Below are 22,518 nucleotides of genomic sequence, written 5' to 3' on the forward strand. Positions count from 1 at the left end.
AGTCCGGATGCCGAGCCGCCGACGCCCGCGCACAGGCCGACCCCGCGCACGGTCCGGCGCGGGCGCGCGCGTGGGCTAGCGTGGCGGGCGTGACAGCAGAACCCCTGGCGCCCCCGCGTATCCACCGTCGCGCGATCGGGGCCCTGCTGAAGCTGGGCCTGGCCAGCCTCATCGTCGGCGTCGCCACCGGTCTCGCCGTGCTCCTTCTCGTGTGGATCGTGCACACGATCGAGCACCTCGTCTGGGGCCACGAAGAGGGACCGTTCCTCGACGGTCTGGCGATGCCCGCCGTGTGGTGGCTGCCGATCGTCACGGTCGGCGGGGCCGGGGTCGTGGCGGCGCTCGGGTGGTACCTGCTCCGTCGCTTCGGACGCCGGCTCGCCACCGTCGAGCAGGGCGTCGACGGCGCGCACATGCCGTGGTGGGAAACGCTCGCCGACACGGTCATCCAGGTGACCTCGGTGGCCCTGGGCGCCTCGATCGGCAAAGAAGTCGCCCCCCGTGAGCTCTCGGCGATGGCGGGCTCGAAGGTGGTCCGCTGGTTCGGTCTCGATGCCCGGTGGGCCCGTATCCTCATCGCCGCCGCCGCCGGTGCGGGCCTCGCCGCCGTCTACAACGTGCCGCTGGCGGGGGCGCTGTTCACGCTCGAGATCCTGCTCGCGCAGTTCAGCGTCGGAGCGGCGGTCGTCGCCCTGTCGGTCAGTGCGATCGCGACCTTCGTGGCTCGTCCGCTCGTGGGCGACGAGTCGCTCTACCACGTGGCATCCGTCGAAGTGAACCCCTCGCTCGTGGTCGCGGCCCTGCTCATCGGCCCGCTGATGGGGTGGGGGGCGACGAGCTTCGCGACGGTCACGAAGAAGCTCGCGCGCTTCCGTCCCACCGGCTGGAAGCTGCTGGTCGTCCTGCCCCTGACCTTCGCCGCGGTCGGCGCGGTGGGGGCGTTCTTCCCGTTGATCCTCGGCAACGGTCGCGCGCTCGCCACGGCGGGGTTCGACCTGTCGCAGCCCGCGCTGATCCTGCTGCTGCTCGCCCTGCTCAAGTACGTCGCCACGACCGTGTCGCTCGGCTCGGGCGCGATCGGCGGCACCCTTCAGCCCTCCGTGGCGATCGGGGCGGCGCTGGGGGCCGCGGCCGCGGCCGGGTGGGCGTTCGTCTGGCCCGGAGCCGACGGCACGGCGCTGGCGATCGTCGCGGCGGCGGCGTTCCTGGCATCCAACATGCGCGCCCCCTTCACCGCGATCGCGCTGGTGATCGAGTTCACCGACACGGGTTTCACCCTGCTGCTGCCGATCTTCCTCGCGGTCGCGGGGTCTCTCGCCGCGTCGCGCCTGTCGTCGCGTGCGGGGCTGCGCCGCTTCGCGCCGATCGACCCGGCGCGTCCCTGAACCCGCGCGTCGCGCCGCGTCCGTCTCCACCGGTGCACGGCGATGCGCCCCTCCCGCGTGGGCGGAAGGGGCGCATGAACCCGGGCGTCAGTCGAGGTACTTCGCGTACGCCGGCAGGGTGAGGAACGCCGGGAACTCCGCGCGCAGCGCCACCTCGCGGAACACCTCGGCGGCGTCGTCGAAGCGGTCGCCGTCGAGGCGGTGCGCATCGTCGAGCACCTCGGTCACCAGCTGCTCGACGAACGACCGGGTGATCGCCGTGCCGTCGTCGGTCACGCGGTCCTGGTGGATCCACTGCCAGATCTGCGAGCGTGAGATCTCGGCGGTGGCGGCGTCTTCCATGAGGTCGTCGATCGCGACGGCCCCGAGGCCCCGCAGCCACGCCTCGATGTAGCGGATGGCCACCGAGACGTTGCCCCGCACCCCCGCCGTGGTGATGGGCAGGCCGATGCGCAGGTCGAGCAGATCGGCGGGCTCGACCTCCACGTCCTCGCGCAGGCGGTGCAGCTGATTCGATCCGTCGCCGAACGCGGCGTCGAACTCGGCGCGCGCCACCGGGATGAGGTCGGGGTGCGCCACCCACGTGCCGTCGAAGCCGTCTGCGGCTTCGCGACGCTTGTCGGCGGCGACCTTCTCGAACGCAGCCTCGGTCACCTCGGGGCGACGCCGGTTGGGGATGAACGCGCTCATGCCGCCGATCGCGTACGCGCCCCGCTTGTGGCAGGTCTGCACGAGCAGCTCGGTGTAGGCGCGCATGAACGGCACCGTCATGGTCACGTCGCTCCGCCCCGGGAGCACGAAGCGCGCCCCGCGGCCGCGGTAGGTCTTGATGATCGAGAAGATGTAGTCCCATCGCCCGGCGTTCAGGCCCGCGCAGTGGTCGCGGAGCGCGAACAGGATCTCCTCCATCTCGAACGCCGCCGGCAGGGTCTCGATGAGCACCGTGGCGCGGATGGTGCCGTGCGCGAGGCCCAGTCGCTGCTCGGTGAACGTGAACACGTCGTCCCAGAGCCGGGCCTCCTCGGCCGACTCGATCTTCGGCAGGTAGAAGTACGGTCCCCGGCCCGCGGCGATCAGCGCGTGGGCGTTGTGGAACACGTACAGGCCGTAGTCGACGAGAGAACCGGATGCCGGCAGCTCGCGGCCGGAGCGGTCGATGAACGTCACGTGCTTCTCGGGCAGGTGCCACCCGCGCGGGCGCATCACGATCGTCGGCGTGTGTGCGGCGGTGACCTCGTAGCGCTTGCCCTCGACGCTGGTGAACGACAGCTGTCCGCGGATCGCGTCGAACAGCGAGAGCTGCCCCCCGATGACGTTCCGCCAGGTGGGGCTGGTGGCGTCCTCCTGGTCGGCGAGCCAGACGCGGGCGCCGGAGTTGAGCGCGTTGATCGTCATCTTCGGGTCGGTGGGTCCGGTGATCTCGACGCGGCGGTCTTCGAGTCCCGGTCCCGCCCCGGCCACGCGCCACGACGGGTCGTCGCGGATGTGCGCGGTGTCGGCGCGGAAGTGGGGGTCGTCGCCCGTGCCGATCTCGAAGCGGCGACGCAGGCGCGCCGCGAGCCGGTCGTGACGACGGCGCGCGAAGCGGTCGTGCAGCTCGGTGAGGAAGGCGAGGGCGGCGGGGGTGAGGATCTCGCCGTCGCGTCCGTCGAGGGGCCGCTCGAGGCGCAGGTGCGGGGCGGATTCCGGAGGGTTCGGCATCCGGGATTCTTCGGTCATGGGCGGGGGAGAGGTGATCAGGGTCATGGTCCTGGCTTTCTGTGCGTTCCCCCGTCGCCCCTCTCCGCTGTCCTTCTCCACCGTCCCTCTCGGGTCGGTGAAGCCGTTGAGTGTCCAGGACACGCCGCAAAGGACGCGGCCGTTACGGCGGGTCTTGGACACTCAACGGGGATGGGGGACGGGGGATGGGGACGGGAGGCGAAGGGGCGGGGGTCAGTGGAACTGGGCGGTCTCGGTGGAGCCCGCGAGGGCGAGGGTGGCGCTGTCGGGGTTGAGCGCGGTGGAGACGACGTCGAAGTAGCCGGTCCCGGCTTCGCGCTGGTGGCGCGTAGCCGTGTACCCGTGGGCTTCGGCGGCGAACTCGGCCTCCTGCAGCTCGACGTACGCGCTCATGGCGCGTTCGGCGTAACCGCGGGCGAGGTCGAACATCGAGTGGTTGACGGCGTGGAAGCCGGCCAGCGTGATGAACTGGAAGGCGTAGCCGAGAGCGGCCAGGTCGGCCTGGAACGTGGCGATCTGCTCGTCGTCGAGGTGGCGCTTCCAGTTGAAGCTCGGCGAGCAGTTGTAGGCGAGCTTCTTGCCCGGGTAGCGGGCGTGGATCGCCTCGGCGAAGCTACGCGCGAGCTCGATGTCGGGCTCGCCCGTCTCGACCCAGATGAGGTCGGCGTAGGGCGCGAAGGCGAGGCCGCGCGCGATGACCGACTCGAGCCCCGGTCGCACCCGGTAGAAGCCCTCGCTCGTGCGCTCGCCGGTGAGGAACTCCGCGTCGCGCGGGTCGACGTCGCTGGTGAGCAGGTCGGCGGCCAACGCGTCGGTGCGTGCGATGATCACGGTCGACACTCCGGCGACATCGGCGGCCAGACGCGCGGCGTTCAGGGTGCGGATGTGCTGCTGGATCGGCACGAGCACCTTGCCGCCGAGGTGGCCGCACTTCTTCTCGCTCGCGAGCTGGTCCTCCCAGTGGATGCCGGCGGCCCCCGCCTGGATCAGCGACTGCGCGAGCTCGTAGGCGTTCAGCGGGCCGCCGAAGCCGGCCTCGGCGTCGGCGACGATCGGCGCGAGCCAGTCCTGGGTGATCTCCCCCTCGGCGCGCTCGATCTGGTCCTGTCGCAGCAGCGCGTTGTTGATGCGCCGCACGACCGCGGGCACGCTGTTGGCGGGGTAGAGGCTCTGGTCGGGGTAGGTCTGGCCCGCGAGGTTGCCATCGGCGGCGACCTGCCAGCCCGACAGGTAGATGGCCTTGAGGCCGGCGCGCACCTGCTGCACGGCCTGTCCGCCGGTGTAGGCGCCGAGGGCGCGGACGTACTCCTCGGTGTGGATGAGGTTCCAGAGGTTCTCGGCTCCGCGGCGGGCGAGGGTGGACTCCTCGCGGACGCTTCCGCGGAGGCGGACGACGTCCTCCGCCGAGAACGTGCGCTCGATGCCGTCCCAGCGGGGATCGTTCTCCCACGCGGTGCGGATCTCGTCGGCGGTCTCGGTCTGGTCGCCGGGGCGCAGGGGCTGCGGGGCGGGGGTGGCCTGGATCGTCATGAGCGTTCTCCTTCGGATGCCGGGGCTGCGGTGCCCCGTGGAGACCACTGTCCGCGAAGAACAACCCCGCCAATCGGAGTTTCTCGTGTGAAGATCGCGCGATCTTCTGTTCCAGTGAGAACATGGCGCATGGACACCGGCGTCTCCGCTTCTTCGGCATCCCTCCCATTCGACGATGACGAGGTGGACACCCTCACCATCGGTCGGCGCATCCGGCAGCTGCGCACCGCTCGCGGCATGACGCTCGACGACCTGGCCGCCGCGGTCGGTCGCGCGCCGAGTCAGATGTCGATGATCGAGAACGGCCGCCGCGAGGCGAAGGTCACGCTGCTGCAGGCGATCGCGCGGGCAGTGGGATGCACGCTCGACCAGATCCTGGATGCCGAGCCGCTGGACCCGCGCGCGACGCTGGAGCTGTCGGTGGAGCGCGCGATGCGCGGGCCCACCTTCCAGGCGCTGGGCATCGCCCCCTTTCGCGTCGCACGCGCGGTTCCCGACGAGGTGCTCGCGGCGATGCTGACGCTTCAGGGCGAGATCGAACGCCTCCGCGAGGAGCGGTCGGCGACGCCCGAGGAGGCGCGTCGGGCGAACGTGGCTCTTCGTCGTCTCATGCGCACGCAGGACAACCATTTCCCCGAGCTGGAGCGGGTGGCATCCGAGATGCTCGAGGCGATCGAGCACCCCGGCGGACCCCTCACGCAGCGCGGCGCGAGCGACATCGCCGCGCACCTCGGCTTCTCGCTGCACTACGTGCCCGACCTGCCGTCGTCGACGCGGAGCATCGCGGATGCCAAGAACGGGCGGCTCTACCTCTCGACCACCGTCGCGAAGGGCGACCCGCGGGCGGCGGTGCTGCAGGCACTGTCGAGCCGCATGCTCGGCCACGGCGAGCCGACGAGCTACGACGAGTTCCTCCGCCAGCGCGTCGAGACGAACTACCTCACCGGGGCGCTGCTCATGCCCGAGGCGCACGTCGTACCGGCGCTGCGCGAGGCGAAGGAGCGGCGCACGATCAGCATCGAAGACCTGCGCGACGCCTACTCGATGTCGTACGAGACCGCCGCGCACCGCTTCACCAACCTCGCGACGGTGCACCTCGACATCCGGGTGCACTTCTTGAAGGTGCACGAGTCGGGCACGATCACGAAGGCCTACGAGAACGACGACGTGAACTTCCCCACCGACCGGCTGGGCTCGATCGAGGGGCAGATGTGCTGCCGGCGGTGGACGAGCCGCGTCGTGTTCGACGAAGACGACCTCTTCAACCCGTACTACCAGTACACCGACACCGGCAACGGCACGTACTGGTGCACCGCGCGCGTGGAGCAGTCGAGCGAGGGCGCGCACTCGGTCAGCGTGGGCGTGCGCTTCGACGACACGAAATGGTTCCGCGGACGAGACACCCCCAACCGCGGGGTCTCGCGGCACGCGGTCGAGACGTGCTGCCGCCGCGCGCCCGCCGACCTCGAGGCTGCGTGGCGCGACAAGGCCTGGCCGAACGTGCGCACCCCGCGGACGCTGCTGGCGACCCTGCCGACCGGAGCGTTCCCCGGCGTCGACACGACGGAGTTGTACGAGTTCCTGGAGGCGCACGCGCCGCGCACGTGAGCGGGTGTGCACTGCACAGACTGAGGGCCATGCGGGGCGACATGCTCATGTCGCGCGCCGAGGGTCGGCGAGAGCGTCTGGACGGAAGGGGTTGAGATAAAACCTGCCAAGTGTATGGTTTTAGCTCAACGAGCTCCGTCCCCCCGGAGCGCTTTCGATGAGGAGAGCAGTCATGAAGCACACCCTCGCGGCCTCCGCCGCGATCGTCGGACTCGTCCTGGGCGGCCTCGCCGCCTCCGCGCCCGCGTTCGCCACTCCGCCCGACAAACCCGGTTCGCCCGGACACTCCGACCCGCCCGGTCACGCCGGTCCGCCGTCGCACGCCGGGCCCGGCGCCCGCGACCTCGCCCGTTACGCCGCCGACACGTGGACCTCCCTCGCCGCGATGGCCCACGAGAACACCGGCCTGCCCGACGACAACATCGGCGGCGCGCTCGATGCGGCCACGGCATCCGGATACACCTCGCCGACCAACATCGGCGGCTATCTCTGGTCGACGGTGACCGCCCGCGACCTCGGGGTCATCGGCGCCGACGAAGCGCGCGAACGCCTGACCGCCACCGTGTCGACGCTCGAGACGATGGAGCGCAACGACGGCAGCGGCATGTACTACAACTGGTACGCGCCCGACACCGGGGCCAAGCTCGAGATCTTCCCCACCTCGGGCGAGGTCATCCACCCCTTCCTCAGCACGGTCGACAACGGGTGGCTCGCCGCGGGCCTGCGGATCGTCCGCGAGGCCGAGCCGACGCTCGCCGGCCGCGCAGATGCGCTGTACCGCTCGATGGACTTCTCGGCGTTCTTCGATGCCGCGGGTGCCGCGGGACTCCCCGCGGGAACCAATCGCGGCGGCTTCTGGGAGGCCCCTCCCGGAGACGGCTGCGCCGTCGAGGCCCCCATGTACAACGACAGCGGCGAGCAGGCGTTCTACACCTGCCACCACTACGACACGACCGTGAGCGAGAGCCGCATCGCGACCTATCTCGGCATCTCCGAGGGCTCGATCCCGGCATCCGGTCTCTTCGGCACCCACCGCACGATGCCCGCCGGCTGCGACTGGGCGTGGCAGGAGCAACTGCCCACCGGCGAGACCCGCACCTACGACGGCGTCGACGTGTACGAGGGCGTGTACGCGTACGACGGCATGTCGTTCGTGCCGAGCTGGGGTGGCAGCATGTTCGAGGCGCTGATGCCCGACCTCCTCATCCCCGAAGCCGAGTGGGGTCCGCAATCCTGGGGCCTGAACCACCCGATCACCGTCGAGGTGCAGAAGCGTCACGGCCTGAACGAGGCCGGCTACGGCTCCTGGGGCTTCTCGCCCGCCAGCAACCCCTTCGGCGGTTATTCCGAATACGGTGTCGACATCGCCGGCATCCGCTCGGACGGATACACCTCGGACGCCGAGAAGACCGACGTCGACGTCGACCGTCCGGGCTGCGCGGAGGGGACGAACCCCGACCCGACCTTCGGTGACGGCGTCGTCACCCCGCACGCGGCCTTCCTCGCGCTGCCGTACGACCGCCCGGGCGTGCTGAAGAACCTGCGCGGCCTCGAGAAGATGGGCGCCTATGGCCCCGGCGGTTTCTTCGACGCGGTGGCGGTCGAGAGCGGAACGGTCGCCGAGCGGTACCTCTCGCTCGATCAGTCGATGATCATGGCGGCCATCGGCAACGCCCTGACCGGCGACAGCCTCAAGGACTACATGGTCGATGACAGGATGGAGCAGAACCTCACGCCCGCCATCGAACAGCAGGTCTTCGGCTCGTCGTGGGGCGATCGACGCCCCTGACGACGGACACGACCGCTGCCCGGTGCCCTGCGGAGGTGCCGGGCAGCGGTGCGTCCGGACAGGGGAGGGGATGCCGATGACCGACGCAGCAGCTCCGCGCGCGCGTCGCGGTAGTTACCCCAAGGGTCAACAGACCCGCCAGCGCATCGTCGACGAGGCCGTCGTGGTGTTCGGGCGTTCCGGTGTCACCGCGGGGTCGTTGCGCGAGGTCGCCACGCGCGTGGGCGTGACGCCCGCGGGACTCATGCACCACTTCGCCTCGAAGGAGGAGCTGTTCGCCGAGGTGCTGCGCCAGCGTGACGAGCGCGTCCGCGCCGCCGCCGGCGATCCGCGAGAGCACACCCTCGTCGAGCAGATGCAGAAGGTCGTCGCGCACAACGCCACGACCCGCGGGCTGACGTCCCTGTACACGCTTGTCGTCGCCGAGGCGGGCGACCCCGCCCATCCCTCCCACGAGGCGTTCGCCGAACGGTATCGCCGCAGTGCCGAGACCGCGGCCGACCTGTTGCGTGCGGGTCAGGCCGCCGGAGAGGTGAGGTCGGACATCGACCCCGCGCGGGCGGCGAGGTTGCTGAGCGCCGTCATGGACGGGCTGCAGCAGCAGTGGCTTCTCGATGACTCCGTCGACATGTCGGCGCTGTTCGCGGAGTTCGTGCGCGGGTATCTCCGGCCGCCCGCCTGAAAGCCGGCATCCGACGTCTGGTGATTCCGGCGGGCGCTGCCGCCGGGCCGCACCACCGCCCGTCCGCGTCTTGCGCAGCGCAGGTTATGCGCTTAAACTCACGGCAGACGTTCACACGAGCACCCGATGGAGGGTGCCTGGTTCGAGGAGGAACACGATGAAGAAGTCCCGATGGAGCGCAGTGGCCGTGGTGGCCGCGGCCGCGATCGTCCTCACCGGTTGCGGGCGCACCTCCGACACCGGTTCCGGTGCCGCCGAGGCCTCGACGATCGGCGACGCCGAGGCCCAGGGCACGCTCACGATGTGGGCGATGGGTGCCGAGGGCGAGGCGCTCCCGGAGTTCGTGAAGAGCTTCGAAGAGGCCAACCCCGGTGTGACCGTCGAGGTCACCCCCGTGCCGTGGGATGCCGCCTACAGCAAGTTCCAGACCGCCATCGCCGGCGGAAACACTCCCGACCTCGCGATGGTCGGCTCGACCTGGATGGCCGACTTCGGCGACGCCCTGCAGACGGTGCCCACCGACCTGTCGACCGACGGCATCTTCCCCGGGGCGATCGACTCGACCATGATCGACGACCGTGCGACCGGTGTGCCCTGGTACGTCGACACGCGCGTGCTCTACTACCGCACCGACATCGCGGCCCAGGCCGGCTGGACCACGGCTCCCTCCACCTGGGACGACCTGAAGAAGATGGCCGCCGACATGCAGTCGAAGGGCGGCGCCGACTACGGCATCCGTTTCCCCGCGGGCAACGACTCCTTCCAGGGCAATCTCTGGATGCCGTGGTCCAACGGCGCCGAGCTCGAAGACGGCGCGAAGTGGACTCTCGACACCCCCGAGACCGCCGAGGCCCTCGACTACTACCAGAGCTTCTACACCGATGGCATCGCCAACCCGGCCGCCGACCGCTCGGCCGGGGCGCAGGAGGCGGACTTCGTCTCGGGTGCGACGCCGATGCTCATCGACGGTCCCTTCCTCATCGGTCAGCTCGAAGAGCTCGGCGGAGCGGGCTTCAGCGACAAGTTCTCCACCGCCGTCCTGCCGAAGAAGGAGTCGTCGACCTCGTTCAGCGGTGGGGCCAACCTCGCCGTCTTCGACAACTCCGACAATGCCGCCAGCGCGTGGAAGCTCGTCGAGTGGTTGACCGAGCCCGAGACCCAGGCCGCCTGGTACGACGCCACCGGCGACCTCCCCGCCGTCCAGGCCGCCTGGGAGGCCGATGCCCTCGCCTCGTCCGAGACGCTCGCCGCATTCGGGACGCAGCTCGAGACCGCCAAGTCGGTCCCGGCCGTGACCACCTGGGTCCAGGTCGCCGCCGCCGGAGACGCCATGCTCGAGAAGATCCGTCTCGGCCAGCAGGCGCCGGCCGATGGCCTCTCAGAGCTCCAGGCGACCGCCGATCAGTTGGGCCTGGGCTGAGATCATGACGCAGGCAGTCGTGGGTGCGACCGGGCGGGCTCCGGCCCCCGGTCGCGCCCGCGCCGGTGGGGCGTCGAGTCGCCGCCGGCGTCAGGGATGGGTCGCGTGGGGCTTCGCCCTGCCGTTCGTCGCGGTCTTCGCGGTTTTCATGGTCGTGCCGATCGTGGGCTCCTTCGCCATGTCGTTCACCGACTTCACGGCGCGCGACATCCGCTCGCCGTTCGCGGTGAACTTCGTCGGGCTCGAGCAGTACGCGGGCGTCCTCTCGGACCCCGTCTTCCTCACGTCGCTGGGCGTGACCGCCACGTTCGTCCTCGTCGGCATCCCGGTGACCATGGCGGTCGCTCTCGCCCTCGCCCTCGCGCTGAACGCGAGCACGGGTCGCTTCGTCTCGGTGCTCCGCGTCGGCTTCTACGCGCCGGTCGTGACGAGCATCGTGGCCGTGGCCGTGGTCTGGCGCTACATCCTGCAGCCCGAGGGACTGCTCAACTCCGCGCTCGCGATCATCGGCATCCAGGGCCCCGACTGGCTCAATGACACGCGTACCGCCCTTCCCTCGCTCATCGCGATGGCGGTGTGGCGCAACGTGGGCACGCTCATGGTGATCTTCCTCGCCGGGCTCCAGGCCATCCCCACCGACGTCAAGGAGGCCGCCCTCATGGACGGCGCCTCGTCGTGGCGGCGTCTGACCTCGGTGACGCTCCCGCTGCTGCGTCCGACCCTGCTGCTGGGGGCGGTGCTCATCTCGGTGGGGTTCCTGCAGTTCTTCGAGGAGGCCTTCGTGATGACGCAGGGCGGCCCGCTCAACTCCACCCTCTCGGTGGCCTATTACACGTTCAAGCAGTTCGGTTTCGGACAGTACGGCGCGGCCTCGGCCGCCAGCTACCTGCTGTTCCTCGCGATCGCCCTGCTCAGCCTGGTGCAGTTCCGCGTGCTGCGCGCGAAGGACTGAAGGAGGATGCCATGACACTCACGTCTCCCGCGGCGCCGGCCGCCGTCGCCGAAGCGACTCGGCCGCCGCGCCGCCGCCGCGCTGACAAGCGCGTCACGCCCGGGCGCGCGCTCACGTACACGGTGCTGCTCGTCGGCCTGATCGTCTGGATCCTGCCCTTCGCGTGGATGCTGCTGGGGTCGGTCAAGACGCAGCGCGAGATCCTGCAGCGCCCGCCGACGTGGTGGCCCGAGCAGTTCACCTGGGACAACTTCGCCACCTGGTTCGGCCAGCTGAACTTCGGGCAGTTCTTCGGCAACAGTGTCCTCGTGGCACTGGTCACCGTCGCCGGCAACCTCGTGTTCTGCTCGATGGTCGGCTACGCGCTGGCGAAGATGGACTTCCCGGGCAAGAAGGCGCTGTTCGCCGTGGTCATGGTGACCCTGATGGTCCCGGGCGTCGTCACCTTCGTGCCGCTGTTCGTGATGGTGTCGTCGCTCGGTCTCGTCGACAGCTACGCCGCGCTCATCCTCCCGTTCGTCACCACTCCGCTGGGCGTGTTCCTCATGCGGCAGTTCATGCTCGGCATCCCGGATCCGCTGCTCGAGGCCGCGCGCATCGACGGCGCGGGCGAACTGCGGATCTTCGCCCGCATCGTCATGCCGCTGTGCGGGCCGCCGCTGGCGACCCTCGGCATCCTGACCTTCCTCGCCTCGTGGAACAACTTCCTCTGGCCGCTGGTCGCGGCCCAGACGGAGGCGAAGTACACCCTCCCCGTCGCGCTGTCGCTGTACTCGACGGGGCAGAACGCCACCGACTACGGCCTGCTGCTGGCGGGGTCGGTGCTGGTCATCGCGCCGATCATCCTGCTGTTCGTCTTCCTGCAGCGCTACTTCATCCAGGGCATCGCCTCGACCGGTCTCAAGTGATCCGGGGCCGCGCGCCCCGCCCGTGAGACCCGAGCCCTCGAAAGGACTCCCATGACCTCCCCCCGTTTCCTCACCGCGCCCGACGGAACGCGTTTCCGCGACCTCAACCACAACGGCGTGATGGACCCCTACGAGAATCCGCGCCTCGGCGTCGAGGAACGCGTCGACGACCTCCTCGGTCGCCTCAGCCTCGAGGAGAAGGCGGGGCTGATGTTCCAGACCGTCATCGAGGTCGGCGACGACGGCGAGGTGCTCGAGGCGCCCGGCAAGATCTCGAAGTCCCCGACGACCACGGTGGTCGTGCACAAGCACATGAACCACTTCAACGTGCACGCGATCCGCACCGCGCGTCAGGCTGCGACCTGGAACAACACCCTCCAGGCGCTCGCCGAGACGACGCCGCACGGCATCCCGGTCACCGTCAGTACCGACCCGCGGCACGCCTTCGTCGAGAACACCGGCGTGGCCTTCTCGGCCGGTCCCTTCTCGCAGTGGCCCGAGGGGCTCGGGCTCGCGGCCCTCGACGACGTCGACACCGTGCGCGCGTTCGCCGAGGTGGCACGCCGCGAGTACGTCGCGGTCGGCATCCGCGCCGCCCTCCACCCGCAGATCGATCTCGCCACCGAGCCGCGATGGGGTCGTCAGGCCCAGACCCTGGGTCAGGATGCCGAGCGGGTCACCGCCTTCACCGCGGCGTACCTGCAGGGCTTCCAGGGCGACGAGCTCGGACCCGGCAGCGTCGCCTGCACGACGAAGCACTTCCCGGGCGGCGGCCCGCAGCTCGGCGGTGAGGACGCGCACTTCCCGTACGGCCGCGAGCAGGTGTACCCGGGCGGGATGTTCGACTACCACCTCGAGCCGTTCCGCGAGGCCATCCGCCGGGGGACCGCCGCGATGATGCCGTACTACGGCATGCCGGTCGGACTCGAGCTCGATGGCGAGGGGATCGAGGAGGTCGGCTTCGGCTACAACCGCCAGATCGTCACCGGCCTGCTGCGCGAACAGCTCGGCTACGACGGCGTCGTCGTCACCGACTGGGAGCTCGTCAACGACAACCACGTGGGCGACCAGGTGCTGCCCGCCCGCGCCTGGGGCGTCGAGCACCTCACCGCGAGCGAGCGCATGGAGAAGATCCTGGATGCCGGCAGCGACCAGTTCGGCGGAGAGGAGTGCGTCGAGATGCTCCTGGATCTCGTGCGCTCGGGCCGGGTGAGCGAGGAGCGCCTCGACGACTCGGCGCGGCGTCTGCTGCGGGTGAAGTTCCAACTCGGGCTCTTCGATGACCCTTACGTCGACGTCGACGAGGCCGAACGCATCGTCGGCAACGCCGAGTTCCGTGCCCTCGGCGAGCAGGCGCAGGCTCGATCGCTGACGGTGCTCGTGAACGATGAGCGGGACGGCCGACCCGTCCTGCCGCTCGAGCCCGTGGGCGCCGTGTACGTCGAGGGCTTCCGCGCCGACGAGGTCGCCGAACTCGGTCGCACGGTGGCCGACCCCGCCCAGGCGGATCTCGCCCTCGTCCGCATCGGCGCCCCGTTCGACCCGCGCGACGACCTCTTCCTCGAAGCGTGGTTCCACCAGGGCTCGCTCGAGTTCGCGCCGGGGCTGGTGTACCGGTTGACCCGGATCGCGGCATCCTGCCCCCTGGTGATCGTGGTGAACCTCGACCGGCCCGCGATCCTCACGCCGTTCGTGGGTCACGCCGCGGCCATCGTCGCCGACTACGGCAGCTCGTCGACGGCGGTGCTCGACGCACTCACCGGCCGTGTCGCCCCCCGCGGTCGACTGCCGATCGAGATCCCCCGATCGATGGATGCCGTGCGTTCCTCCCGCGAGGATGTACCGTCGGACACCGGCGATCCCGTCTTCCCCGTGCACCATGGGCTGGACCTGGCGGGCGCGATGGCGACGGTGTCGCAGAGGGGGTAGGGCCGATCCGATGCCGGAGGAGCAACCGACGCGGCGGCCGACGGTGTACGACGTCGCGCAGGAGGCGAACGTCTCGATCGCGTCGGTGTCGTTCGCATTCCGCCGCCCCGACAAGCTCAGCGAGGCCACGCGCCAGCGCGTGCTCGACGCGGCACGGCGGCTGGGGTACGCGCCCAGCGGTGCCGCCCGCGGCCTCGCGCGCGGGCGCACCGGCATCCTCGGCCTGCACGCCTTCGACCTCCTGCTCGAGCGCGCCGACCCGCTGGCACAGCCGCTGAGCGGCATGCAGTCGCCGGCGCTCGACACCGGGGGAGTGATCGCCTGGGACCAGACCGACGACGACGTGCTGTCGGACCCGCGGGCGTTCCCCCTCTACGTCGACGAGGTGCAGCGCGGTTTCGAGCTGGAGTGCTGGGCTCTCGGGCGGCCGGTGATGCTCAGCAGTGGATCGGATGCCGATGTCTCGGTCGCCGACACGGTCGGTCGCGTCGACGGGCTGGCCATCTTCCCCTCGCCGCAGACCGCGCCGACTCTCGCACGTCACACGCCGAGCATTCCCATCGTGCTCTTCAGTGCCGCCCCGGCCGACGACCGGCACCACCGGGTGCGCGTCGACAACACCCTCGGCATGCGTTCGCTCGTCTCCCATTTGGTCGAGGAGCACGCGGCGACCGACCTCGCCTTCGTGGGGCGCCTCGAGGCGGAGGATGCCGTCGAGCGACGCGGTGCGATGAGCGCGGAGCTGCAGGCCCGCGGCATCCGTCCCCGCCCCGACTCCATCGACGCGACCGTGCGCGGCGAGGACGAGCTCGTGCCGCAGGTACGGGCGCTCCTGGCCGAGGGGCGCATGCCGCAGGCGTTCGTCTGCGCGACCGACCAGAACGCCTTCACCCTGCTCGACGTGCTTGCCGCCGAGGGGGTGCGCGTGCCCGACGAGGTGATCGTCACCGGCTTCGACGGCACGCTCGGCTCGCGCCTGACGATCCCGCCGCTGACCACGGTCCGCCAGCCGATGGAGGCGATGGGACGCGCCGCCGCGCGGATCCTCGCCGGCACCGCCGGTTCGCCGCCCGCGGGCGGGGTCTTCGACGTGGTGTTCGAGCCCCGCGTGCTCGTGCGGGCGAGCTGCGGCTGCTGATCGATCTGTCGGACGCCCGGGAGCGGACGCTTCGCCCGTGCGCGCACGCCCCGGGCCGCGCCGATCGCGTGGTCTCGCCACGATCGGGTGAGCTCTCGCGCACGGCGGGGGTCAGGCAGCGTTCCACCGCAGCCGCGGGGCGCCGAGTCCCGACCGCAGGGCGGCGGGGTCGGCGACGGGGAACATCGTGACGATGAGACCGTCGACCGCGTAGGCCAGGGCGGCGGCACCGTCGGGGAGCGGGTCGCCGAGAGCGATGCGGGTCGAGCGGCCCTCGACGGCCTCGTCGATCGCGTCGGCGCGGGAGAGAAGGGATGCCGCGGCGGCGGTGACGCGTGAGAGCAACGAGCCCGACGGGTCCCAGGGTGAGAACGCCCCGCCCTCGAGGCCGCAGGCGAGAGCCAGGTCGTCGGTGAGCCACCGTTCGCGCTTGAGGCCGTAGGGGGTGGGCGTGGTCGACAGCAGGTAGCCGTAAACGTGCAGCAGGCCGGCGTTACCGACGGGCCACGAGGCCTCGAGCTCTGCCCGCAGGTGCAGCTCGTCGAACAGTGCCCGGGAGAGCACCGCCTCCCCGACGTTCTCGTCGACCACCGTCGAGCGGCCCCACGCGGCGAACCGGCCCGCGGCGGCGTCCTCGGCGAGGGATGCCGCGAGCCACGGCAGAGACGAGATCGCCGACGAGGGGTCGAGGGCACCGAGCGCCGCGGCGGTGTCGAGAGCGGGGGAGGAGGTCACCGCTTCACGCTAAGCCGTGAGCCGGGGCGCACAGGAGCCGTTCATCCAGCGTTTACACGGCGTGGACATAGCGTCCATATTTGAGGTGCACCATGGACGCAACGTCCACGACAGGAGTTCCCCCGTGCCCCGCCCCGTCCTCATCTTCGACTTCGACGGTACCGTCGCCCTCGGCGACGGCCCCCTGTTGGCCTACGCCCGCGCGGTCGCCGTGCACACGGCATCCGCCGCCGACTTCGTCTCCACCGTCTCGGCCCACCTCGCCGCGCCCTCGGCCGACGTCATCGACGGGTACGATGCGGTCCGACGCCTCGCGCTCGACGCGGGGGTCGACGACGCCGCGCTGGCCTCGGCCTACTCGACGAGCCGCGCGCAGCTGGCGGGCCCCGATGCGCCCGTGTCGACCGCCGCCGAACTGGCCGGGTTCCTCGCCGAGGTGGATGCCGAGCGCCTGCTCGTCACGAACGCCCCGGCGACGCGACTCGACGAGGCGCTGGCCGCCATGGGCCTGAACGGCCTGTTCGACCGGATCGTCACGGACGCCGCGAAGCCCGCCGGTCTCGAACTGCTTCTCGATCAGCTCGCCGCCGGCACCCCGGTCCTCGCCATCGGTGACGTCTGGCGCAACGACCTCGCCCCCGCCCACGCCCGCAGTCTCGCCACCGCCCTGGTCGGCGGCTACGCCGATCCGGCCGCGGACCCCACCTTCCGTGCCGACACCCTCGATGAGCTGCTGCCCGCGCTCGCCGAGTGGGTCGGCGCCGCCCACGTCGACGCTCCCCCCGCCGATCACCTCCCCTCCCACGCCTGAACCCCACCCGAATCGCAGAGGAATCATGAACACTCGTCGCATCCGTCTCGCCGCGGCCTTCGCCACCGCCGCTCTCGCCTCGATCGCCCTGGCCGGCTGCTCCGGTACCGCGGGCGCCGCCTCCGAACCCGCCGCCGACCCCAGCTCGTTGGTGCTCGCCCTCGTCCCCTCTCAGGACCAGGCCAACCTCGTCGACACCGCGAAGCCCCTCACCGACATGCTCACCGAGAAGCTCGGCATCCCGGTCAGCGGTGTCGTGTCAAAGGACTACCAGGCCGCCGTCGAGGCGATGGGCGCGGGTCAGGCCCAGATCGGCTTCCTGCCCTCGCTGCAGCTGTGGCAGGCGAACGACCGATACGGTGCCTCGGTCGTGCTGCAGACCGAGCGCAACGGCAACATCACCTATCCGGGCCAGTTCATGACGAACGACCCCGACAAGTACTGCGACACCCCCGTGGTCGAGCGCGACGGCATGTCGTTCTGCAACGGCGCCGACGCACTGCAGGGACCCGCCGGTCTCGACAGCATCACCAAGATCGCCGGAGCCAAGGTCGCCGTCCTCGGCCCGGGATCGCCCGCCGGCTACATCTACCCGATGCTCGCGCTGAAAGAGGCCGGCGTCGACATCGACAGCGGCTTCCAGCAGGTGCCCGTCACGGCCAACGACGCCTCAGTGCTCGCGGTCTACAACGGCGACGCCGAGGTCGGGTTCAGCTTCTGGGACGCCCGCACCCTGGTGAAGAAGGACAAGCCCGACGTGGGCCAGAAGGTCGTCGTCTTCGGCCTCACCGCCGAGATCCCCAACGACGGCGTAGCCGTCTCGAAGGACCTCTCGCCCGAGCTGCAGCAGAAGATCTCGTCGGCGCTCGCCGAGTACTCCACCACCGACGAGGGCTCGGCGGCTCTGAAGGCCGTCTACTCGATCACCAAGCTCGCTCCGGCAGACCCCGCCTCGCTCGACGTCGTCGCCCGCGCCGCTCAGCAGCTCGGACTCCAGTGACGACCGGTTCGCTCACCCCGGGCGTCGAGGCGCAGGCCTCGGCGCCCTGGGGCATCCGTCTCGACGGCGTCTCGGTGCGCTACCCCAACGGCACCATGGGGCTGCGCGACGTGAGCGTCGACATCGCGCCCGGCGAGCTCATCGCCGTCGTGGGTCTCTCGGGCTCGGGTAAGTCCACGCTCATCCGCACGATCAACGGTCTGGTGCCCGCGACCTCCGGCGTCGTCGAGGTCGGCGGTCGCCGCGTCGACGGGGCCTCCGGTCGGCGCCTGCGCGAACTCCGTGGGCACATCGGCATGGTGTTCCAGAGCTTCAACCTCGCCGGGCGCACGAGCGTGCTCAACAACGTGCTGGTCGGGCGCCTCGCGCACACCCCGCTGTGGCGCACGCTCCTCGGCGCGTATCGCGAAGACGACCGACGCCTCGCCTTCGAGGCCCTCGACCGGGTCGGCCTGCTGCCCAAGGTGTGGGACCGCGCCTCGGCGCTGTCGGGCGGCCAGCAGCAGCGCGTCGCGATCGCCCGCGCGCTCACCCAGCAGCCCCGCATCGTGCTCGCCGACGAACCGGTCGCGAGCCTCGACCCGCCCACCGCCCGCGGCGTCATGGACGACCTGCGTCGCATCAACGTCGACCTCGGCATCACGGTGCTGGTCAACCTGCACCTGCTCGACCTCGCCCGCGAGTACGGCACGCGCATGATCGGCATGCGGGCCGGGGAGATCGTCTACGACGGGCCGGCGGCATCCGCCACCGACGCAGATTTCGCCCAGATCTACGGTCGCTCGGTGACCGCCGCCGACAGGCTCGAGCGATGACGGCGTTGAGCGTCCCCACCCGCCCGAAGGGCCGATGGATGCCGTGGACCGCCGCGGGCGTCGTCGTCGCGGTGACCGTCTTCATGTGCCTGCCGGTGGTCGGGGTGGGCCTCGACGTCGGGGCCATCGCCCGCAACTGGCAGCAGGGTGCTCTGCGGGTGGGCGAACTGCTCACGCCCGACTGGTCGTTCTTCCCGCGGACGGTCGGCCCCATCCTCGAGACGCTGCAGATGGCCGTCATCGGCACGGCGGTGGGGGCCGCGGTGTCGCTGCCCCTGAGCTTCTGGGCCGCTCGACCCACCAACCCCACGGGGTGGACGCGGTCGCTGGTGCGCGGCATCCTGAACGTCATCCGCGCCGTGCCGGAGCTCGTGTACGCCGCCGTGCTCGTCGCGATGGTCGGAGTCGGGGCTCTTCCCGGCATCCTGGCGCTGGTGCTGTTCAACGTCGGCATCATCGTCAAGCTCGTGTCGGAGTCGATCGATGCGAGCGACATCGGCCCGCTCGAGGCGGGACGGGCCGCGGGGGCGACGCAGACGCAGATCAACCGCGCGATCGCCCTGGCCGACACCTGGCCCGCGTTCGTGTCGCAGACGCTCTACGTCTTCGAGCTCAACGTCCGTGCCTCCACCGTGCTGGGCCTGGTCGGCGCGGGCGGCATCGGCCTGCTCATCGACGCCGTGCGCACCTTCTACCGCTACGACCAGCTGTCGCTCGTCATCGTCGAGATCCTCGTGATCGTCGTCGTGCTCGACGCCGTCAGCGACGCGATCCGCCGGAGACTCGTATGACCGCCCTCGCCCCCGCCCGCCCCGCGGCCCTCGACCTACCGCCCCGCCGTCGACGGCCCCTGCGCACCCTGTCGTGGCTGGTGGTCGGCGTCATCGTCGTCGCCGCGTTCTGGTCCGCCGACATCACGTGGTCGCGGCTCGGTGAACTGCCCGCCGAGATCGCGCGCTACCTCGGGCTCATGTTCGTCTCGCCGAACTGGGCCAAGCTCCCCGAGGCCCTCTGGCAGACCTGGCGCAGCGTCGAGATGGCGTGGATCGGCACCGTCCTCGGCATCCTGATCGCGACGCCCCTGTCGTTGATCTCGGCGCGCGGTTTCGGTCCGGCGCCGGTGCGCGCCGTGCTGCGCTTCGTCTTCTCGCTCGTGCGGGCCGTCCCCGAGCTCGTCTTCGCGATCATCATCCTCTCGGTGACGGGTCTCACCCCTCTCACCGGCGCTCTCGCCCTCGCGATCGGCGGGGTCGGAACCCTGGGCAAGTGGGGCTACGAAGCCGTCGAGAACGTCACCCCGGGGCCGATCGAGGCCGCCCGCGCGGCGGGGGGATCCACCGCGCAGGTGCTGCGGTGGGGTGTGTGGCCCCAGGCTGCTCCCACCTTCCTGTCCTTCTGGCTCTACCGCTTCGAGATCAACGTGCGCGCCTCGGCCGTGCTCGGGCTCATCGGAGTGGGTGGCATCGGCGACATGCTCACCTCGTACACCCAGTACCGTGAGTGGTCGACGGTCGGCATGCTCCTGATCGTCGTGGTCATCGTCACCGTCGCGATCGACGCGGTCTCGGCCCGCATCCGCCGCCGCATCATGGAGGGTCCTCGTGTCCGCAGCTGAGGTGCCCACGACCGCGCGGATCGCCGCGGTGCGCAACTCCCTGCAGCCCAGCGAACGCCGTGTCGCCGACCTCATCGTCGACGACCCGGATGCCGTGATCGAGCTGACCGCGCAGCAGCTCGCCGACCGCGTCGGGGTGGGACGGTCCACGGTCGTGCGCGCCTGCCAGACGTTCGGGTACCGCGGGTATCCGCAGCTGCGCGTGGCCCTCGCCGCCGAGCGCGGGCGTCGACCGGCGCCGACGACCGACGCGGGCGACGGCGCCCTGGGCGGCATCCGCTCGGCCATCGATCGCATCGCCGACGACCTTCGCGCGGCCACGAGCCTGCTGGATGCCGACGGGGTCGACGCCGCCGTCGAGGCGGTCGTGGGTGCGCGACGGCTGCTGGTGGTGGCGAGCGGCCTGTCGGCTCCGGTCGCGACCGATCTCGCGATGCGCCTGACCGCGGTGGGTCGCCCCGCCGAGACCCTCGGTGACCCGATCGGTCAGCAGATCGCCGCGCGGCACCTCTCGGCCGACGACGTGTGCGTCGTGATCAGCGGGTCGGGGGCAAACGAGGCGAGCCTCCGCGCGGCTCAGGCGGCGCGCGCCGCGGGCGCTCGAGTGATCGCGGTGACCTCGTTCATGGCGTCGCCCCTCACGGAGCGCGCCGATCTCTCGCTGGTGCTCGCCTCGGGCGGAACCTTCCGCGACGAGCTCGAACACACCTCGCGCATCGCGCACGCGGTCTTCGCCGAGGCCTTCGTCGACGCCGTGGCGCGCGCGCGGGCGGGGGAGGCCGATCTCTCGCGCGAGCGTGTGCTCGAGATCCTCTCCGACAACCTCGGCGACGCCGGCTGACCGCCGGTGCGGGGCATTCGTCCGGCCGACGTGACCCCGCGATCCGGGCGCCGGTGTACCGGCCGTCGGCGCCGCTACTCGGCCAGACGCAACGCCGTCCAGGTCTCCGCCCGCGCCGCGAACGACGACAGGTCGCGCCCGAGCACCCGTTCGGCCTGCGCGATGCGCGCGCGCACGGTGTGGCGATGGATGCCGAGAGCCTGAGCGGTCGCCTCGTGCGAGCAGTCGTGGGTGAGCCAGGCGTCGACGGTCTCGAGCAGTGCGGAGCCCTGCGCCTCGTCGTGCGCACGCAGGGGCGTCAGCACCCCCGCGGCGACGCTCCGGGCGGCTTCGGAGCCGAGCGCGGCGAGAAGTCCCGCCCGCGCCGTGTCGGCGAAGTCGGCGACCCCGGGGGTCGAGAGCCGCTCGCGCGCGGTCCGAGCCTGCGCGAGAGCGCTCGAGAACGCCTCGTACCCGGTCGGGGCGGAGCATCCGACGACGATCTCGAAGCGATCCGCGATCTCGTCGAGCAGTCCTCGAGCCGCGGCGGGCACGACCACGACGAACCCGTCGTCGCCCCGGCCGAAGAACAGCTCCCCCCGCCGTTCCGACGCACGCATCTCGAGCCACTCGGCCAGCGCACCGGAGCGCGCGGCCGTGGCGGGGGTGAGCGCCACCACCACGGGGGCCGTGGGAAGGGGGCCGAACAGATCCCGCGACGCGCGGCGGGCGAGAGCGGGGTCGTCGGTGCACAGCGACTGCACGAGTCCCGCGCGGAAGGTGCCGATCGCGCGGCCCAGCCCATCCTGCTGCTCGAGGACGAGGGCGGCCATCGCCACCACGGCCGTCACCACGCTGCGGGCCTCGTGGTCGAGGTCGTCGGCGGCGATCGCGAGAGCGCCGCGCAGATGCCCGCCCCGGCCGAGGGTCTGCAGGCTCACCGCGGTCCCGTCGATCCGCAGCGTCGACGCGGCGCGCGTGCCGCGGTGCAGCATCGTCGTCACCTCCGCCGTCACCGCGTCGAGCGCCGCAGGGGCGAGGGCGTCGACGGGGTACTCGGTGCGCACGGCCCCGGCCGCGTCGAAGAGGCCGACCCAGCAGTCGAGCTGTCGCGAGAGCTCGGCGAGGGTGGCGGCCAGACCGTCGGGGCGCAGCGCCGCCAGCGAGACGGCCCGCTGGGCGGCGAGCGACCAGCTGCGGCGGGCGTAGGCGTCGGCGGCGATCGCCTCGGCTCCGGCGCGGGCCACGGCGATGAACGGCGTGCGGTAGGGCACCTCGAACAGGGGCATCCCCGCCGCGAGGCAGGCGGCGGTCAGCCCCGCGGGGATGCCGTCGCGCACGACCTCGGTGCCGAATCCCAGCGCCCGCACCCCGCGGGCGAGCAGCCGCCCGACGTAGGCCTCGTAGTCGGCGGGGGTCACGTCGGCGAACTGGGTGCCGGTGGTCAGCAGCACCAGCCCCTCGCTGAGGAACGGAGTGGGATCGGCGAGGTCGCTGGAGTGCACCCATCGCACGGGGCGGTCCACGCTGCCGGCGGGAAGGGCGGCCTCGTCGACGATCAGGCCCAGGCCCAGGTCGGCTCGAGCCAGGAGGGCGCGCAGGCTCGGTGGGGCGACGGCGGTGTCGACCATGAGTCCTCCTGTACAAGACGTATACGACAGT

Annotated in this window: 19 protein-coding genes; 15 read left to right on the plus strand and 4 right to left on the minus strand. The window is 71.2% G+C overall.

Going from position 1 to position 22,518, the window contains the following annotated elements; all coding sequences use genetic code 11:
• Positions 1–89: 89 nt before the first annotated feature.
• Entirely contained in the window at positions 90–1,385 is a 1,296-nt protein-coding gene (locus IFU40_RS12285; protein ID WP_070409395.1) for a chloride channel protein, read from the plus strand.
• An 87-nt stretch (positions 1,386–1,472) separates the two neighbouring features.
• Here the strand turns inward: IFU40_RS12285 and aceB are convergent, their stop codons facing one another.
• Positions 1,473–3,131, minus strand: a complete 1,659-nt coding sequence (gene aceB, locus IFU40_RS12290) for a malate synthase A (RefSeq protein WP_191926512.1) — start codon at positions 3,129–3,131, stop codon at positions 1,473–1,475.
• A 186-nt stretch (positions 3,132–3,317) separates the two neighbouring features.
• Positions 3,318–4,634: an isocitrate lyase gene (aceA, locus tag IFU40_RS12295; protein ID WP_191926513.1), complete on the minus strand. Its 1,317-nt coding sequence runs from the start codon at positions 4,632–4,634 to the stop codon at positions 3,318–3,320.
• Positions 4,635–4,763: 129 nt separating this feature from the next.
• Between aceA and IFU40_RS12300 the strand changes: the two genes are divergently transcribed.
• The 8 genes from IFU40_RS12300 (at position 4,764) to IFU40_RS12335 (ending at position 15,060) form a co-directional block, all read left to right on the plus strand.
• Entirely contained in the window at positions 4,764–6,242 is a 1,479-nt protein-coding gene (locus tag IFU40_RS12300; RefSeq protein ID WP_194717088.1) for a helix-turn-helix transcriptional regulator, read from the plus strand.
• Between the two features lie 172 nt (positions 6,243–6,414).
• Positions 6,415–8,031 carry a glucoamylase family protein gene (locus IFU40_RS12305; protein ID WP_191926514.1) on the plus strand — a complete coding sequence of 539 codons (1,617 nt, stop codon included), beginning with the start codon at positions 6,415–6,417 and terminating at the stop codon, positions 8,029–8,031.
• A 76-nt stretch (positions 8,032–8,107) separates the two neighbouring features.
• Positions 8,108–8,713: a TetR/AcrR family transcriptional regulator gene (locus tag IFU40_RS12310; RefSeq protein ID WP_191926515.1), complete on the plus strand. Its 606-nt coding sequence runs from the start codon at positions 8,108–8,110 to the stop codon at positions 8,711–8,713.
• A gap of 157 nt (positions 8,714–8,870) precedes the next feature.
• A complete protein-coding gene (locus IFU40_RS12315; RefSeq protein WP_191926516.1) occupies positions 8,871–10,133 on the plus strand; it encodes an extracellular solute-binding protein in 1,263 nt (420 codons plus the stop codon).
• Between the two features lie 4 nt (positions 10,134–10,137).
• Entirely contained in the window at positions 10,138–11,085 is a 948-nt protein-coding gene (locus IFU40_RS12320; protein WP_191926517.1) for a carbohydrate ABC transporter permease, read from the plus strand.
• Positions 11,086–11,096: 11 nt separating this feature from the next.
• Complete coding sequence (locus IFU40_RS12325; RefSeq protein WP_191926518.1) at positions 11,097–11,993, plus strand: carbohydrate ABC transporter permease; 897 nt, start codon at positions 11,097–11,099, stop codon at positions 11,991–11,993.
• A gap of 51 nt (positions 11,994–12,044) precedes the next feature.
• A complete protein-coding gene (locus tag IFU40_RS12330) occupies positions 12,045–13,922 on the plus strand; it encodes a glycoside hydrolase family 3 protein (protein WP_191926519.1) in 1,878 nt (625 codons plus the stop codon).
• 10 nt (positions 13,923–13,932) lie between these two features.
• Entirely contained in the window at positions 13,933–15,060 is a 1,128-nt protein-coding gene (locus IFU40_RS12335; protein ID WP_191926520.1) for a LacI family DNA-binding transcriptional regulator, read from the plus strand.
• 111 nt (positions 15,061–15,171) lie between these two features.
• Here IFU40_RS12335 and IFU40_RS12340 read toward each other — a convergent pair whose 3' ends face one another.
• Positions 15,172–15,795, minus strand: coding sequence for an amino acid deaminase (locus IFU40_RS12340; protein ID WP_191926521.1), 624 nt, complete (start codon positions 15,793–15,795; stop codon positions 15,172–15,174).
• A gap of 124 nt (positions 15,796–15,919) precedes the next feature.
• Here IFU40_RS12340 and IFU40_RS12345 point away from each other — a divergent pair, with 124 nt between their 5' ends.
• From IFU40_RS12345 to IFU40_RS12370, 6 genes are read left to right on the plus strand one after another with little or no spacing between them, the layout of a single operon-like run.
• Positions 15,920–16,606, plus strand: coding sequence for an HAD family hydrolase (locus tag IFU40_RS12345; protein ID WP_191926522.1), 687 nt, complete (start codon positions 15,920–15,922; stop codon positions 16,604–16,606).
• A 25-nt stretch (positions 16,607–16,631) separates the two neighbouring features.
• A complete protein-coding gene (gene phnD / locus IFU40_RS12350; RefSeq protein ID WP_191915937.1) occupies positions 16,632–17,606 on the plus strand; it encodes a phosphate/phosphite/phosphonate ABC transporter substrate-binding protein in 975 nt (324 codons plus the stop codon).
• The gene (gene phnC / locus IFU40_RS12355; protein ID WP_055838883.1) at positions 17,603–18,421 is read left to right on the plus strand and encodes a phosphonate ABC transporter ATP-binding protein; all 819 of its coding nucleotides are present in this window, start codon (positions 17,603–17,605) and stop codon (positions 18,419–18,421) included. The genes phnD and phnC overlap by 4 nt, the downstream gene beginning before the upstream one ends.
• Complete coding sequence (gene phnE, locus IFU40_RS12360; RefSeq protein ID WP_055838880.1) at positions 18,418–19,212, plus strand: phosphonate ABC transporter, permease protein PhnE; 795 nt, start codon at positions 18,418–18,420, stop codon at positions 19,210–19,212. The genes phnC and phnE (IFU40_RS12360) overlap by 4 nt, the downstream gene beginning before the upstream one ends.
• Complete coding sequence (gene phnE, locus IFU40_RS12365) at positions 19,209–20,036, plus strand: phosphonate ABC transporter, permease protein PhnE (RefSeq protein ID WP_191926523.1); 828 nt, start codon at positions 19,209–19,211, stop codon at positions 20,034–20,036. The genes phnE (IFU40_RS12360) and phnE (IFU40_RS12365) overlap by 4 nt, the downstream gene beginning before the upstream one ends.
• Complete coding sequence (locus tag IFU40_RS12370; protein ID WP_070409405.1) at positions 20,023–20,877, plus strand: MurR/RpiR family transcriptional regulator; 855 nt, start codon at positions 20,023–20,025, stop codon at positions 20,875–20,877. The genes phnE (IFU40_RS12365) and IFU40_RS12370 overlap by 14 nt, the downstream gene beginning before the upstream one ends.
• A 74-nt stretch (positions 20,878–20,951) precedes the next feature.
• Here the strand turns inward: IFU40_RS12370 and IFU40_RS12375 are convergent, their stop codons facing one another.
• Positions 20,952–22,487 carry a PucR family transcriptional regulator gene (locus IFU40_RS12375; RefSeq protein ID WP_191926524.1) on the minus strand — a complete coding sequence of 512 codons (1,536 nt, stop codon included), beginning with the start codon at positions 22,485–22,487 and terminating at the stop codon, positions 20,952–20,954.
• Positions 22,488–22,518: the final 31 nt, after the last annotated feature.

It is taken from the genome of Microbacterium sp. CFBP 13617 (assembly GCF_014839445.1).
GTDB lineage: Bacteria > Actinomycetota > Actinomycetes > Actinomycetales > Microbacteriaceae > Microbacterium.